At 53.7% G+C, this 14,719-nt stretch carries 11 protein-coding genes; 5 read left to right on the top strand and 6 right to left on the bottom strand.

The window, feature by feature from the left end; genetic code table 11:
- Nucleotides 1-20: 20 nt before the first annotated feature.
- Nucleotides 21-701 (bottom strand): LuxR C-terminal-related transcriptional regulator, encoded by a 681-nt coding sequence (locus tag W822_RS30140; RefSeq protein WP_024004294.1) that lies wholly within the window; start codon nucleotides 699-701, stop codon nucleotides 21-23.
- 214 nt (nucleotides 702-915) lie between these two features.
- Here W822_RS30140 and W822_RS30135 point away from each other — a divergent pair, with 214 nt between their 5' ends.
- A complete protein-coding gene (locus tag W822_RS30135; RefSeq protein WP_031242278.1) occupies nucleotides 916-1,830 on the top strand; it encodes a GAF domain-containing DNA-binding protein in 915 nt (304 codons plus the stop codon).
- Between the two features lie 240 nt (nucleotides 1,831-2,070).
- Nucleotides 2,071-3,699, top strand: a complete 1,629-nt coding sequence (locus W822_RS30130; protein WP_024004292.1) for a Hint domain-containing protein — start codon at nucleotides 2,071-2,073, stop codon at nucleotides 3,697-3,699.
- Between the two features lie 169 nt (nucleotides 3,700-3,868).
- On the opposite strand, the gene W822_RS30125 is transcribed toward W822_RS30130, so the two are convergent.
- Nucleotides 3,869-4,804 carry a LysR family transcriptional regulator gene (locus W822_RS30125; RefSeq protein WP_051401704.1) on the bottom strand — a complete coding sequence of 312 codons (936 nt, stop codon included), beginning with the start codon at nucleotides 4,802-4,804 and terminating at the stop codon, nucleotides 3,869-3,871.
- 228 nt (nucleotides 4,805-5,032) lie between these two features.
- Between W822_RS30125 and W822_RS30120 the strand changes: the two genes are divergently transcribed.
- On the top strand, nucleotides 5,033-6,097 hold the full coding sequence (locus tag W822_RS30120) for an aldo/keto reductase (protein WP_024004290.1): 1,065 nt from the start codon (nucleotides 5,033-5,035) through the stop codon (nucleotides 6,095-6,097).
- A gap of 27 nt (nucleotides 6,098-6,124) precedes the next feature.
- On the opposite strand, the gene W822_RS30115 is transcribed toward W822_RS30120, so the two are convergent.
- Nucleotides 6,125-7,075: a LysR family transcriptional regulator gene (locus tag W822_RS30115; RefSeq protein WP_253272240.1), complete on the bottom strand. Its 951-nt coding sequence runs from the start codon at nucleotides 7,073-7,075 to the stop codon at nucleotides 6,125-6,127.
- A 304-nt stretch (nucleotides 7,076-7,379) separates the two neighbouring features.
- Here W822_RS30115 and W822_RS30110 point away from each other — a divergent pair, with 304 nt between their 5' ends.
- Both W822_RS30110 and W822_RS30105 read left to right on the top strand, forming a co-directional pair.
- The gene (locus tag W822_RS30110) at nucleotides 7,380-8,555 is read left to right on the top strand and encodes an efflux RND transporter periplasmic adaptor subunit (protein ID WP_051401619.1); all 1,176 of its coding nucleotides are present in this window, start codon (nucleotides 7,380-7,382) and stop codon (nucleotides 8,553-8,555) included.
- A 13-nt stretch (nucleotides 8,556-8,568) separates the two neighbouring features.
- The gene (locus tag W822_RS30105; RefSeq protein ID WP_024004286.1) at nucleotides 8,569-11,757 is read left to right on the top strand and encodes an efflux RND transporter permease subunit; all 3,189 of its coding nucleotides are present in this window, start codon (nucleotides 8,569-8,571) and stop codon (nucleotides 11,755-11,757) included.
- A gap of 101 nt (nucleotides 11,758-11,858) precedes the next feature.
- Here the strand turns inward: W822_RS30105 and W822_RS30100 are convergent, their stop codons facing one another.
- The 3 genes from W822_RS30100 to W822_RS30090 all read right to left on the bottom strand — a co-directional run bounded on the left by W822_RS30100 (nucleotide 11,859) and on the right by W822_RS30090 (nucleotide 14,379).
- Nucleotides 11,859-12,506, bottom strand: coding sequence for a glutathione S-transferase family protein (locus tag W822_RS30100; protein ID WP_024004285.1), 648 nt, complete (start codon nucleotides 12,504-12,506; stop codon nucleotides 11,859-11,861).
- Between the two features lie 25 nt (nucleotides 12,507-12,531).
- Complete coding sequence (locus W822_RS30095; protein ID WP_024004284.1) at nucleotides 12,532-13,437, bottom strand: alpha/beta fold hydrolase; 906 nt, start codon at nucleotides 13,435-13,437, stop codon at nucleotides 12,532-12,534.
- Nucleotides 13,438-13,536: 99 nt separating this feature from the next.
- Complete coding sequence (locus W822_RS30090; protein ID WP_024004283.1) at nucleotides 13,537-14,379, bottom strand: DUF817 domain-containing protein; 843 nt, start codon at nucleotides 14,377-14,379, stop codon at nucleotides 13,537-13,539.
- Nucleotides 14,380-14,719: the final 340 nt, after the last annotated feature.

The raw sequence follows: 14,719 nt of genomic DNA, 5'->3' as shown, positions 1-14,719 counted from the left end.
TAATGGCCCTTGTTGCTCACTTAGAGTAAACCGATTGTACGTGCTCGACTAACGGCTTTGGTACGGTTGGTGACTGCAAGTTTACGGTAGACGTGCCGAATATGCGTTTCGACCGTATGACGCGACAGGAAAATTTGGTTTGCAATTTCCTGATTGCTTAAGCCCGATGCAACAAGATTCAGAATTTGATGTTCACGCCCGGTCAGATTGGCACTCAGTGGCTCGTTATTCTCTGTGTCCGGTAGGAGTTCTGTCGGTGCCTCAGCCTGCAACGGAATCCGGCTCAAAATATGGCGTGCGATAAAAGGATCAATGGGCGCCCCGCCTTTAAGAACATTGCGGATAGAGACAGTGAGTTCTAAATCGTCGCGCTCCTTGAGAATATAGCCTGTTGCGCCAGCCTGCAAAGCATTCATAATCACCGCCTCGGTACGCCAGGCAGAAATGACCAAAATTGGAATAGAGGTCCGAATACGGCTTAGAGATTCAATAATCTGGATGCCATGTCCGTCGGGTAGACCCAGATCAATCAGTGCCAGGGCAATCTGAGAATAGTCCACCCGGCTTTGTACCTCAGCGACAGAACTCATAAATTGCAAAGCGTCGTCTGCATAGCCAATATCCAAAAGAATCGAACGCAGTCGTTGCTGCATAACGCTATCGTCTTCAACAATCAGCACTGGAGCCATCAAGTTAACCATGCATCGCCTCGTTTGATTCTGTTGTTTTCCTTCTTTACCGTTTCAGTGCTTGACTGAAGTGCGCTTGAACTGATTGTACGAAATGTAACAGTTTTTCAAAATCACTAATTCTAGTGATGTTCACAAAATTACAAAAATGATTAAATTTTTGTTGTTTTTAATAACATTTTGTATATCTTTTCGGTTATTTAACTCAACGCACAGGGGGGAATTCGTGAAAAACGCAGTCAAGTACGAAATTCACACCCCGACCGATGCGGACAATTCTCTTCCTGATTGGCCTTATCAGTGCGCGATGAATTTGCTCAAATATCCTGCTGACCAGGCGATATCCGAACAATTGGCTTTCATGGGCGAGCGGGTCGGAGCCGACAGGGCGTGGATGCTTGAATACCGTCCTGATATGCTTCGGTTCCGGAATACTCATGAGTGGTGCCGAGGGCAAACAGAGCCATTTGTGCAGCAGCTTCAGGATGCGCCGACCACGCTGATGGCCTGGCTGCACCGGTACATGATGAAAGGACAGGCGGTGTTGATGCACGATGTCGACAGTCTTCCATGGACCGCAAAGGACATCCAGCTCGAGCTCCTTCGTCAGGGAAACAAAAGCGTATTGAATGTGCCGGTATGTCATAACAATACCCTGTACGGGATCATCGGTTTCGATACTACTATCAGGCACAAAATATGGTCTGCCGCCGAGGCCTGCGCTTTATATCGCTGCGCAAATCTCATTGGGCAGGCCAAGTTTTCGCAAGACCATAAGCAGAACGAAAGAACGGAGCACCAAAGCGCCAATCCGGTTATTTACCTTAGCACACGTGGCATCACGCGGGGTGTCTCTCCTGCCTCTATCGCCGGCGTGCGTTCTGCCGGAAACTACAGCGAAGTATGGCTCGAGGACGGATCGATGATTCTTGACTCGCGTGCGCTGGGCGTTTGGGCCGCCCTGTTGCCAGCAACGACTTTTTTCCGGATACACCGGACGGCCATTGTGAATGCGCTGCAAGTGAAGGATGTTGATCGAAGAAATATCGACAGATGGCAGATCCGGATGCAGTCTGTGGCCAGCGCCTGGCCTGTGTCACGTTCATACCGAAAGCTCTTGCGCGAGCGCATGGGAATCTGAATCGTCGGCCTTCCAGGCACCGGTCTTAGCAGGCGTTATGCCGTTCGTCATGCCAGCATGTTAATTCGTCATTTGAATGTGGTCATCTCGTATTGCTTTGCAATATTATCCGCCCAGTATGTTACTTGATGCGACATATTGTAATAACAACGGATGCCTGCATTAGCAGAAGACTGGCCATCAAAAAAACCGTCTGCTGTATTTGATGCGGTATTACTCAACTTTATATGGATAGGTGAAATGGCTACAGTGAACTTAAACATTGGCGGACTTTTCCAGCCAACAACAGCGACAGTCGATCAGGGTCAATACGATGGCGATACGCTGTTGAATGTCAATGCATTAAGCCCCAATACCACGTTAAATATCAATAATGCGACGGGTAGTGATAACGTTCTGGAGTTAAAGCAAACGATCTCGGTTGGTCTGCTTTCAACCAATACAATTAACTTGGGAGAGGATGCGCACGTCAAGCTGTCCGGCCTGGCGGGCGTCAATATCGGCTCCACTTTTAACTACAATCTATCAGAGGGTTCGACTCTCGAAATGACATCCAGCTTTTTGTCGCTGGGAGTGGGTAACACCTTTAACATCGACCTGGGACAAGATGCGACATCAACACTGATCTACGATCCTACCGGAATCAATCTTCAGCTATCCGATTATCCGACAATCACGGGCGTAACCGCTGGCGATCAGATCCAGGTAGTCGGCGCCACTAGCGGTGCTTATGTGAATGGCGATTTGGTCTTCAAGAATGATCTTGGCTTGACCGTTGGTCGTTTTAACGCCGATGGCCTGGATCCCTCCAAATTGGTTTTCGACGGTGGTTCTATGACGTATGCGTGCTACCTGAAAGGTACACACATCGCCACACCGGAAGGCGAAGTTAAAGTTGAAACACTGCAAGCTGGCGACAAAGTGCTGACCGCTTCCGGCGGCGTTGCCACAGTCAAATGGCTGGGCCATCGCACCCTGTACAAAAGCCGCATTCCCGCCAAAGACGCGGTTCGTGCCTTCCCTGTGCTGTTCAAGAAAGATTCCATTGCCGACAACGTACCACACCGTGACCTGACACTATCGCCTGGCCACCATGTGTCATTCGACGGCACATTGGTGCCGGCGATGATGCTGGTAAACGGTCAGACCATCGTTCAGCAGTTCAACACAAAAGTATTCGAATACTTTCACGTCGAACTGGAGCAATTTGACATTATGCTCGCCGAAGGCGTTCCTGCCGAGTCGTATGTTGATACCGGTAATCGTTCGATGTTCCAGAATGCAGCAGAGGTGGCAATGAACCCCGATTTCGGTCCTGCCGAAGGCCGCCCGCAAATTGAAGGCATCAAAGTTGTTCAACAAGGTCCTGTTGTCGAAGCCATTCGCAAACAACTGCTGGCCCGCGCAGAAGTGCTGACCGGCGCTTCTCGCACCACAGACGCCGCCCTGTGCATCGAAGTGAACGGTACTATCGTGTACTCCACTCCAGAGTACAGCAAAGAAGGCGTTTATCACTTCGCGCTGCCAGCCAATGCGGGTGATGTACGCATTTTGTCTCGCTCTGCCGTCGTTCGTGACGTCACCCCTCTGGCGCGTCGTGACGTGCGCCAGATCGGTGTTGGTCTGTCTGGCATTGCTGTGTCAACCGCATATGGCCGTCAACAGATCGATCTGGCAGACACCGCTTTGACCGGTCTGAATGCTGCCCAGGACGTCAAGGGCACGACAATGCGGTGGACCAATGGCGCTGCCGTTATCCCTGCTGCCTTGATCGGCACATCGGACGCGGCAACGCTTGAACTGACCGTGCTACGTACCTATTCTTACTGGAGTGAAGCAGAAGGTCAAAAAGCCGTACGCGCTGCCTGATCACGGCATCGTTTAACGAGGAGTTCAATCTCCCATGGGTCGAGCAGGCCCATGGGAACCAAAACGTTCAATCACTTCACTCAATGGCACGTGTCCCTGGAACGAGCCGGAACCAGCCGGTGTTTCACCCTTTTCTATTGCATTTGCAAAGTTGACTGCAGGTGTGCGGCTAGCGCGTTCTTTTTACTTTTCCATCAGCCTGAGGCCTGTTTTTTGCCTGCAGGTAATCAATGAAAACCCGCAATTTGCGAGGCATATGCTGGCGCGAAGGGTAGTACAGATAAAAGCCGGGAAAAGAAGGCCAGTACGATTCCAGCAGGGGCATCAGGGTGCCACGATCAAAATCGTCGCTCACCTCCTGCTCGAAGGCATAGCCGATGCCCATGCCTTCACGTACCATATCGATAAGCGACGTATTATCGTTCCCGATCAAATTGCCCGAGACCCGCATCTCGAAGTGACGATTTTTATTCTGAAATTCCCAATGATATATCTGGCCAGTTGTGCGCCGTATATTGACACACTGATGCTGCAACAGATCTTCCGGTTTACGCGGTATATCAGATTTATCCAGATACGCAGGCGAGGCAAACACGACCATGCGCTGGGTACCACCCACCGGTACAGCAATCATGTCCTGCACCAATGACTCTCCCAGCCGAATGCCGGCGTCACATCCTTCCGCAATCACATCAACCAGTCTGTTCTCACAGATAAATTCAAGTGTGATCGCCGGATAAGCGTCGAAAAAACCGGCAATATGCGGCTTTAAAAGTAGATCACAAGCAACATGAGACAAATTGATTCGCAGCAGACCCGCCGGTTGATCTTTACGCTCGTCCAGCCCGGCAATTGCACTATCCAGTTGCTGTAAAGCAGGCATGACCTGATCCAGAAATTGCTGGCCCAGTTCCGTGACCCCGACATGTCTTGTTGTGCGATGCAATAGCCGTACCCCCAGGCGCTTTTCCAGCGTGCGCACATTTTGGGACAGCGCAGATGGCGAAACGCCCAACTGTGCCGCTGCCTGGGTAAAGCTGGCGCACTGCGCAACACGTGCAAATGCAGCAATCGCAGGTATCAGTTCAGCCGGTAAATTGCTCATGCCTTCCATCCAATTAGTTAGTACAGCTTCATAAGGTATTTCATTTTTACCTATTTTTCACGGGCAATCCACCCATTATGCTATGGCTGTCCCCTCGCGACGGAACCGGATCTGAGCGCAATGTTGACGAACAAGGCCCGGTCGTGATGTTCCATCAAGCGTGCCAGGGAATGATTACTTCAGATCGATTGAGGCAATCACATTTATCATTTACTTCATGGAGCGAACATGCAATTGAATCACTACACAACCCTGGGACGTTCCGGTTTGCGCATCAGCCCCGTTGCACTGGGCACAATGACGTTTGGAACAGACTGGGGCTGGGGTGCAGACACCGGTGAAGCCCAACGTATATTTGATGCCTTCCTGGAGCGCGGCGGCAATTTTGTCGACACCGCCAATTACTACACCAACGGCACCTCGGAAACACTGTTGGGACAATTCCTGAAAGATCGGCGTGAACGCGTTGTGCTTGCTACCAAGTACACACTGAACATGCAAAACGGCAATCCCAATATGGGCGGCAACCATCGGCTGAACATGATTCGCTCTGTCGAAGCCAGCCTGAAGCGATTGAACACCGATTATATTGATTTACTCTACCTGCACGCCTGGGACGGACTGACGCCAGACGACGAAATTATGCGGGCCTTTGACGATTTGGTCCGGGCCGGCAAGGTTGTTTACGCAGGTATCTCCGACACGCCCGCCTGGCAAGTATCGCGCATGCAAACCATGGCAGAACTGCGCGGCTGGTCGCCGTTCGTTGCAATGCAGATCGAATACAGTCTGATTCAGCGTACCGTTGAGAGCGAATTGCTTCCCATGGCAGACGCGCTTGGCATCGGTGTAACGGGCTGGTCACCGCTGGGCTTCGGTGTACTGACCGGCAAATACAATCGTCAACACCTGGGAGGCGAGGCAGTCACACACACAGCAAACGCCACACGTCAGGAAGTAGCCACTGACATGGGCTCACTCTCCGATAAAAACCTGGATATTGCCGATCATGTGGTGACCATTGCGAAGGAACTGGGTGTCTCTGCCGCGCAGGTCTCATTAGCGTGGATCCTTCAGCGGAGCGGCCCGAACGTGACACCGATTATCGGCGCTCGCACCTTCAGTCAGTTTGAGGACAATCTGCAGGCCCTGGAACTGGTTCTGCCTGAAGAACATTTACAGCACCTGAACATCATCTCTCGTGTCGCGGCCGGGTTTCCGCATGAATTTTTGCAGCGGCCAATGGTGCAGAATAATATTTTTGGCGACAACGTGGTGCATAAATCACGTTAAGTTCTGCGGCTCAACGTCGACGGCCGGCTAAGCTGCAATCTGCTCCTGCCGGTCGTCCGTCATTTCCCGTGAACGACAGTCACCGCATTTAAACGTACTCAAAATAAGATCTACAAAACTACGCACTTTGGGATCCATATACCGGCTTGACGCGAATACAGCATGAACAGGAGCGGGGGCATCTGCCCAATCAGGAAGTACCCATGACAACGTGCCATCGGTCACATATGGCTCAGCCATGAAACGAGGCAACTGCGCAATTCCAAGTCCTGCAAGAGCCAGGTTTCTGGCAGAGATCGTACTATTGACTGCACTGCGTGGGGACACCGCAACCCTCTCTGTGTGTGCTCCATTGACAAGAGTCCAGTTCGAGCGGCCACGCGTCCTCGTCATGATCAGATCGTGATGCTTCAGATCGCTGACTGTGGATAACGCCGGACCGCGCTTCAGATAATCAGGGGCTGCATACAGCCCAAACACCATCTCGCCGAGCTTGCGCGCAGAAAGCCCTGAATCATCAAGCGTACCGACACGAATCGCGACATCGAACCCTTCATGAATGATGTCAACCTGGCGGCTCGTGTATTCCGCCTCGACCGTTACCTTCGGTGACTGCCGCAAAAACGCCGCGATCCATTCGTCCACGACCAGCGTCCCGAACTCAGCGCCCGCCGTGATTTTGATCAGTCCTTTTGGCTCTCTGGACTGTTGCGCTACCGAAGCCTGGGCTGCCTCGGCAGCAGTCAGGATGCACATGGCGCGTTCGAAGTAATCACGCCCAACCTCGGTGACGCTGAGATGGCGTGTCGATCGGGTAAGAAGCTGAGCGCCGAGTTTTTCTTCCATACGTCGGACGATACGGCTGACGCGCGCCTTATCCGTGCCGAGTCGATCCGCGGCCGCGGTGAAGGAGCCATCGGTTACAACCGCCGCGAATAATCTCATTTCTGGCAGATCTATTAATGTGTTCGTAGACATAGTAGGTGGCTTTTAACTTGAGGGATTAACCAGCAGACCGGGGTGAAACCGTTCCTTTGGAACGACTTGAGTACATCCACAGCAATTATTGTCTTTATAGACAACAGTCTATCTCATTTTCAACTATTTATCTATTTCATTGTTCAGACTATATTGTAGTCAATTGACATTTGACCTCGCCAGACCGAAACGAATTCCGCACTCAGCGCCGGGCGACACACTGAATTTCAGTTGTGATTCAGCACCCCCGTTTTGATTTTTTCCTTTTTTTTCAACAGAAGCACCTTCAATGTACTCCTCCATTATGTCTTACTTCGAGCGACCAATATTGGCCGCATGGCTTGTCAGTGCCATGACCGTCATGATGCTGACTGGTTGCAGTGACCAGACCAAAACCGCGTCCATGCCGCCTCCATCAGTCAGCGTCGCGCAAGTAGCGCTGCAAGACGTCAGACTGTGGGACGATTACAACGGCCGTATTGATGCGGTCGAAACCGTTAAACTGCGCCCGCGCGTCTCCGGCTACATTGAGCGCGTTGCCTTTACCGAAGGTAGCGAGGTGCACAGGGGTGATGTGCTGTTCGTCATTGATGCGAGCAGCTACCGCACTGTCCTGGCACAGGCCAAAGCCCAACTGGCGCGCGCCCGCGCGCATGCCGGCCAAAGCGCCAGCGAAGCCAAACGAGCGCGGGTGCTGGTCGCTCAGCGGGCCGTGTCCACCGAGATGTACGAACAACGACGCACTGCCGCCGCAGTCGCACAAACGGATGCGCAGGCGGCCGAGGCAGCCGTGAATGCTGCGCTTCTGAACGTTGAGTGGACGCAAGTGCGCGCACCGATTTCGGGTCTCGCAGGCAGGGCCGAAGTCACAGCCGGAAATCTGGTCAACGCCGACGATGCAGGCAGTGTACTGACCACGCTGGTCTCGCAGGAAAAGGTATATGTGTATTTCAACGCCGATGAAAGTGCGTTCCTGCACTATGCGGAAATGGCGCGCAATGGTCGGCGTGGTAGCGACCTGAACGGCAAGTTGCCCGTGCAGGTCGGCCTATCCGGCGAAGATGGATTCCCGCATCGCGGTACCGTCGACTTTCTTGACAACCAGATCGACAGCAATACCGGCACCATTCGCATGCGTGCCGTACTGGACAACAAAGACGGGGTGTTCACCCCAGGCCTGTTTGCACGCGTGCGCCTGCTCGGTAGCGCGCAGTTCGATGCGCTGCTGATCAACGACAAGGCGGTGTTGACCGACCAGGATCGCAAGTACGTGTGGATTGTTGACGAGAAGGGTAAGGCCCAGCGCCATGACGTCAAGCTTGGCCGCAAGGCCAACGGCCTGCGCATTGTCGAAAGCGGCCTCGCCCCTGGCGACAAAGTGATCGTCGACGGCGTGGATAAAGTGTACATGCCGGGCCTTCCGGTTGATGCGAAAACCGTGCCGATGCAGCCGAACGCAGCCAACGTCGCGTCTAACTGAGGAAACCGGCGCTATGGATTTTTCAAAGTTTTTCATCGACCGCCCGATCTTCGCTGCGGTCCTGTCTATCGTGATTTTCGCCGCCGGCCTGATTGCAATCCCGATCCTGCCGACTAACGAATACCCTGACGTCGTGCCACCGTCTGTGGTGGTGCGCACCGTGTACCCGGGCGCCAATCCCAAGGTCATTGCCGAGACCGTGTCAGCGCCCCTGGAAGAAGCGATCAACGGCGTCGAAGGCATGATGTACTTCAAGTCGGTCGCCGGCTCCGATGGCGTGCTGCAGATGACCGTGACGTTTCGCCCTGGCACTGACGCCGACGATGCCACCGTGCGTGTGCAGAACCGCGTTGCCCAGGCACAGGCGCGTCTGCCCGAAGACGTGCGCCGCCAGGGCGTGACTGTACAAAAGCAGTCACCGACGTTCATGATGGTTGTCAATCTCATCTCGCCGGACGCCCGCTACGATTCTCAGTATCTGCGTAATTACGCGCGCTTGCATGTCAAGGACGCGCTTGCACGGATTCCGGGTGTCGGCGACGTTGGGGTGTTTGGCGGCGGCGACTATGCCATGCGCGCCTGGCTCGATCCTGGAAAGATCGCCGCCCGCAACCTGACCGCAAGCGACGTCGTCACGGCAATGCGCGAGCAGAACGTGCAGGTGTCAGCCGGCCAGATTGGCGCTGAACCGATGCCCAATAGTCAATTTCTGAGCTTGATTAATGCGAAGGGACGATTGAGCACCGTCGAGGAATTCGGCGATATTGTGCTCAAGAGCGGTCGCGACGGCCAGATTGTGCGCCTTCGCGACGTAGCCCGTCTGGAGCTTGGCGCAAACGACTACAGCTTGCGCTCACAACTGGACGGCAAGAACACCGTGGCGCTGGGAATATTCCAGACGCCCGGCGCCAATGTATTGGACATCCGAAACCAGGTGATCAGCACGATGGATGAGATCCAGAAGGGCTTCCCTCCCGGCGTCAGCTATGCGTCGGTGTACGACACCACCATTTTTGTGCGCGACTCGATCAAGGCAGTCGTCAGCACACTGCTGGAGGCGGTGCTGCTGGTCGTGCTGGTGGTTATCCTGTTCCTGCAGACCTGGCGCGCGTCGATCATTCCGTTGGTCGCGGTGCCGGTGTCGGTCGTTGGCACCTTCGCGGGGCTGTACCTGTTGGGCTTCACGATCAACACTCTGAGCCTGTTCGGACTGGTGCTGGCGATCGGCATCGTGGTCGACGACGCCATTGTCGTGGTCGAGAACGTCGAGCGCAACATCGAGCAAGGGCTGACCCCGATGGCCGCCGCGCATCAGGCGATGACGGAGGTATCCGGTCCGATCGTCGCCATTGCACTGGTGCTGTGCGCCGTATTCGTACCTATGGCGTTCCTCTCTGGGGTGACCGGCGAGTTCTACAAGCAGTTCGCCACCACCATCGCCATTTCCACATTGATCTCGGCGGTCAACTCCCTGACCCTGTCTCCCGCCCTGGCTGCGCGATTGCTCAAGCCGCACGATGCGCCAAAAGATGCCCCATCGCGCGTGATCGATCGCTTGTTCGGCTGGCTATTCCGTCCGTTCAACCGGTTCTTTCAGAAAAGTGCAGCGAATTATCAGGGCGCCGTGTCTCGCGTGCTGGGCAAGCGTGGCGCGGTATTCGTCGTGTATGCGTTGCTGTTGCTCGGTACCGGTGTGATGTTCAAGGCGGTGCCAGGCGGCTTCGTGCCCGACCAGGACAAGGGCTATCTTGTCACCGGGGTCATCTTGCCGCCAGGAGCCTCACTCGAACGCACCGACGCGCTGCTCAAAAAGGTGGTTGACATCGCCATGCAGACCGAGGGCGTCACGCATACGGTGACATTTCCGGGCTTCAACCCATTGCAGAACACGAATTCACCGAATACAGGTGTGACTTTCCCTGTCCTGAAGCCGTTTTCTGAACGCAAACGCAGTGCCGCCCAAATCAATGCTGAAATCAGCCAGAAGATTTCTGCATTGAAGGAAGGCATCACGTTCTCAATCTTGCCACCGCCGATCCTGGGACTTGGCAATGGCGCGGGCTATTCCCTGTACGTTGAAGATCGCGCAGGGATGGGATACGGCGCACTGCAAAATGTTATGGGGGCGCTGCAAGGTGCGATTTCGCAGACGCCTGGCATGACCTATCCGGCCAGCAGCTATCGGGCCAACGTGCCGCAGTTTGACGCAGAAGTGGACCGGGTCAAGGCCAAGGCTCAGGGTGTGCCATTGACCAATGTATTCGACACATTACAGACCTATCTGGGGTCGGCCTACGTCAATGACTTTAACCAGTTCGGCCGCACCTGGCAGGTGATCGCACAGGCTGACGCCGAGTTCCGCGACGATGTTGAAGACATCGCCAACCTGCGCACCCGCAATGACCGCGGCGAGATGGTGCCGATCGGCAGCGTCGTGAAGATCAAACAGACCTTCGGCCCCGATCCGGTGATGCGCTTCAATGGCTATCCGGCCGCCGACCTGGCCGGCGGCGCTGATCCGCACGTGCTGTCTTCGAATGAAGCGATGGGCAAAATCGCCGAATTGGCGCAGAGGGTGCTACCTCCTGGCATGCAATTCGAATGGACGGACCTTAGCTACCAACAGGCGACGCAAGGCAAGGCGGCATTAGTGGTGTTCCCGCTAGCCGTGCTGCTGGTGTTTCTGGTGCTGGCCGCGTTATACGAGAGTTGGACGCTACCTATGGCCGTGATCCTGATCGTGCCAATGTGTCTGTTGTCTGCGCTGTTCGGCGTGTGGCTGACCGGTGGCGACAACAATGTATTCGTACAGGTCGGTCTGGTGGTGCTGATGGGCCTGGCATGCAAGAACGCGATCCTGATCGTTGAGTTCGCCCGCGAACTGGAAATGCAGGGCCGCAGCATTATCGAGGCGGCGCTGGAAGCCTGCCACCTGCGTCTGCGTCCGATCGTCATGACCTCCATCGCCTTTATCGCCGGCACCGTTCCGCTGCTGTTCTCCCATGGTGCCGGCGCAGAAGTTCGTGCCGCTACTGGCGTCACGGTGTTCGCCGGCATGTTGGGGGTCACTCTGTTCGGCCTGTTTCTGACCCCCGTGTTCTACGTTGCCTTGCGTAAACTGTCCGGACGCAAGCTGGTTCAACATGGCAAATCAACCTTTGCCAATGATCCGCAACATGCCCCGCTGGATAATCCGATATGAAGGTCTATATAAAAACTTCGCCGGAGGGTTTGCTTTGAACGCCTGCATATGGAACAGGCGATACGCGGCCCTATGAACGCCATCGGGAATGCGGTTAGGTATCAGGCTGTATCTGCCGCAGCAAAGTGAGCCATCTGGTCATCGTATGCTTTAAGGAACGCGGGTCGCGCTGTGGCGCGAGCGACGTAGTCGTTGCAAGCAGGGTAATTTGCAAGCCCGTCGAACAGGTTAACCGGCCGGAGCACGTCCGCCATCAATAGGTCGGCTACTGTGAATCGTCCAGCTACGAGCCACTCGCGGCGTTTTAATACCGCTTCCATCCGATCGAGCCTCGCCTTCATGAAGTCTTCCACGAACCTGGCCTCTGGCGCTTCTCCAGGAAAGCCCATGAACCGGAATAGCGCCCACGGTTGGCTGGGCAGGTCGACAGAGTTGAGCGCTGCAATAACCCACTGCACTACCTCGGCTCGACCGTGCGGGTCTGTTGGTATAAGTGCCGAGCTTTTCTCGCCGAGATGCAATAGGATCGCGCCGCTCTCGAAAATGGTGAGATCGCCATCGGTCAGCCAGGGAACCTGGCCGAAGGGCTGCGCCGCGTAGTGTTCGGGCCCTCGATCTCGAAACGATGTGCTTTCGACCCGATAGGCTAAAGCGGCCTCTTCCAAAGCCCAGCGTATCCGCAAATCCCGCACAAAGCCACGCGGCATCTTGGGAACCCAGTCGTATGTGGTGAGGATCAGTTCGCTCATGGAAGACTCCTGGGTTGTGTGCACTTCACCCGGTCTGTTTAAGGAATTCGGTCAGCGCCCGCTCAAATTGGTCAGGCTTGTCGAGCATAATAAAATGAAAGCTGCCATCAATGCGTTGGAATATAGCCTTGGAAACTGAATGGTAAGCGTTCTTGTACATGCTGTCCACAGCAGCAGGTGGGATACCATAGGCAGCATCATACGCATAGATAACCTTTACCGGAGCGCGGATGTGCTTAAGCTCCGATCTAAGATCCGTTGTCATTAACTCATAGGTTGCATTCGCAACCGTCTTACGGTCAGACTGCATCGCTGATCTAACAATCGCAGGACGCGACGCCTCGGTTTTAACGAGGTTGGCAATCGCCTGGGTTTGTGCAGCAAGTGCCTGATCTGATGGAGCCGCTATCATTGCATTTCGGATCATTTCGGCACGAGGCTTCACTGTCTCGGGGGTAGCCTGGGGATCAAACAACAAGCTATAAAAAGGCAGGGCATCGACGATAGTGAGTGACCCTGCCAGCTCTGGATAGCGTGCGCCAAGCATGAGTGCGATTTCACCGCCCAAAGAGTGCCCGATGATCGACGGTGTCACAATATGCTTATCACGGATATAATTTGCAATGGCTTCAACTGCCGGTTTGGCCACACCGCTTTCCGTATTGGGTGCAGGAGCCGATTCGGCAAAACCGGAAATCTGAACTAAGTGCAGTTTGTAATTTTTTCGCAAATTAACAGCCTGCTTGCTCCAGACTTCTCGCGACGAGGCCAGTCCTGGAATTAAAATAAGATCGGGTCCTTCGCCTTCGGTCGTGACAGAAATCCACTCGTTCCAGGGCGCCGTATTTGTGCCCGAGGACGTATTGGCAAACGAAGAGGATGTAAAGGACAGCAAGAGGCCGACGAGCGTTGACAGGTGACGAATACGCATAAGGATGTATTTTGAAGCGCTAATGAGTGGAGGCCGATCAATTATAAGTGAACTAAGTCAAAGCGAGCGCCGTACCGATGTTTAAATGTGTATAGCGTGTTATTTCGGAACTGAAATGCTTGATTTGACATGCTTCAGGTGAATGACGATGGTGAAGGTCATCATGACCAACAATGCCCATGAGTTCCATTTGCCCAAATGCACCAGCACCCAGCCAGTCAATTGGTCGGGATAGCGCCATGCACCAAAAAACGTGCCGAGGTTTTCCGCGATCCATATAAAAAAGCCGATCAACAGAAAGGACAGCAGCAAGGGCATCTGGCGCTCTTTGTCGTAGGGTGTAAAGTGAACAGTGGATCGTGCGTATAACCCGAGTGAAAAGGCAAGCAGGTAGCCTCGGAAGTCGCCGATGAAATGATGGGTAAAGAAATTCAAATAAATCAGCAGAGCACACACAATCGCCATCCAGTAGCGCGGGTGATAAGTGATACGCAATTTGAAGAGTCGCCAGGCCTGAATGATATAGCTTCCGACAGCTGCGTACATAAATCCGGAAAAGAGCGGCACACCAAACAGTTTCAGGTAGCCCGGATCGGGATAGTGCCAGGACTGTATATAGGATGATGTTTTGAAGACTTCCAGCGTAAAGCCAAGTATATGGAAAAGGCAGATAGCGTAGAGTTCATCGCGGGTTTCAAGTTTTGCCGCGATCATCCATACTTGAATCAATAACGCGCCGATAAAGAGCAGATCGTAGCGCGCAATCCCTAAAAGACCCGCCCTGGGTGTGACAAATAACAAAATAAAGAAAAGCCCGGCGAACAGGCACGCACGCGCCTCTTTTATGCCAAAAAACAGAAATTCGACGCAAACGCGTTTCCATCCCTTCAAGTGGACGTCAGGACCTGGGGCAAGCAAGATCTGATCAAAACGGGAAAGCATAGTGACGCAAAGTAATATGGTTAATGTGATTGAGGATGATAAACGCCAGCACTCCAATTTCCGACCCGCACGACACGAACTACTGGTTCAACAACGCATTTATATCAGAGTCTCTCGGTACCAGGAAGACATGCAGGCGATGATCAATGGGTTTTTACAAATAAACGCTTTAAACAGCTGTAATTAAGCTCTGGCGATTGCTATATATACAAGAATTTGACCGGCCTCCTGAGTAAGATGGCTGGTTAAATAAAGGTAACTGACGGCATGAGTTCAACGGGCACATCGAAATCAAAAATCAGCACATCTTTTTTGAAATAAAAGAACACTCTTTAGTGAA

Source organism: Advenella kashmirensis W13003 (assembly GCF_000506985.1).
In the GTDB taxonomy this organism is placed as follows: Bacteria; Pseudomonadota; Gammaproteobacteria; order Burkholderiales; family Burkholderiaceae_B; genus Advenella; species Advenella kashmirensis_A.
The sequence above is the reverse complement of the archived record's forward strand: the minus strand, read 5'-3'. Positions and strand labels throughout refer to the sequence as shown.

Coding starts and splice junctions, on each gene's coding strand:
- W822_RS30115 (WP_253272240.1), bottom strand. CDS start 7,075: ATGTCTACGAACACATTAATAGATCTGCCAGAAATGAGATTATTCGCG.
- W822_RS30130 (WP_024004292.1), top strand. CDS start 2,071: ATGGCTACAGTGAACTTAAACATTGGCGGACTTTTCCAGCCAACAACA.
- W822_RS30140 (WP_024004294.1), bottom strand. CDS start 701: ATGGTTAACTTGATGGCTCCAGTGCTGATTGTTGAAGACGATAGCGTT.
- W822_RS30095 (WP_024004284.1), bottom strand. CDS start 13,437: ATGCGTATTCGTCACCTGTCAACGCTCGTCGGCCTCTTGCTGTCCTTT.
- W822_RS30100 (WP_024004285.1), bottom strand. CDS start 12,506: ATGAGCGAACTGATCCTCACCACATACGACTGGGTTCCCAAGATGCCG.
- W822_RS30110 (WP_051401619.1), top strand. CDS start 7,380: ATGTCTTACTTCGAGCGACCAATATTGGCCGCATGGCTTGTCAGTGCC.
- W822_RS30125 (WP_051401704.1), bottom strand. CDS start 4,804: ATGAGCAATTTACCGGCTGAACTGATACCTGCGATTGCTGCATTTGCA.
- W822_RS30105 (WP_024004286.1), top strand. CDS start 8,569: ATGGATTTTTCAAAGTTTTTCATCGACCGCCCGATCTTCGCTGCGGTC.
- W822_RS30090 (WP_024004283.1), bottom strand. CDS start 14,379: ATGCTTTCCCGTTTTGATCAGATCTTGCTTGCCCCAGGTCCTGACGTC.
- W822_RS30120 (WP_024004290.1), top strand. CDS start 5,033: ATGCAATTGAATCACTACACAACCCTGGGACGTTCCGGTTTGCGCATC.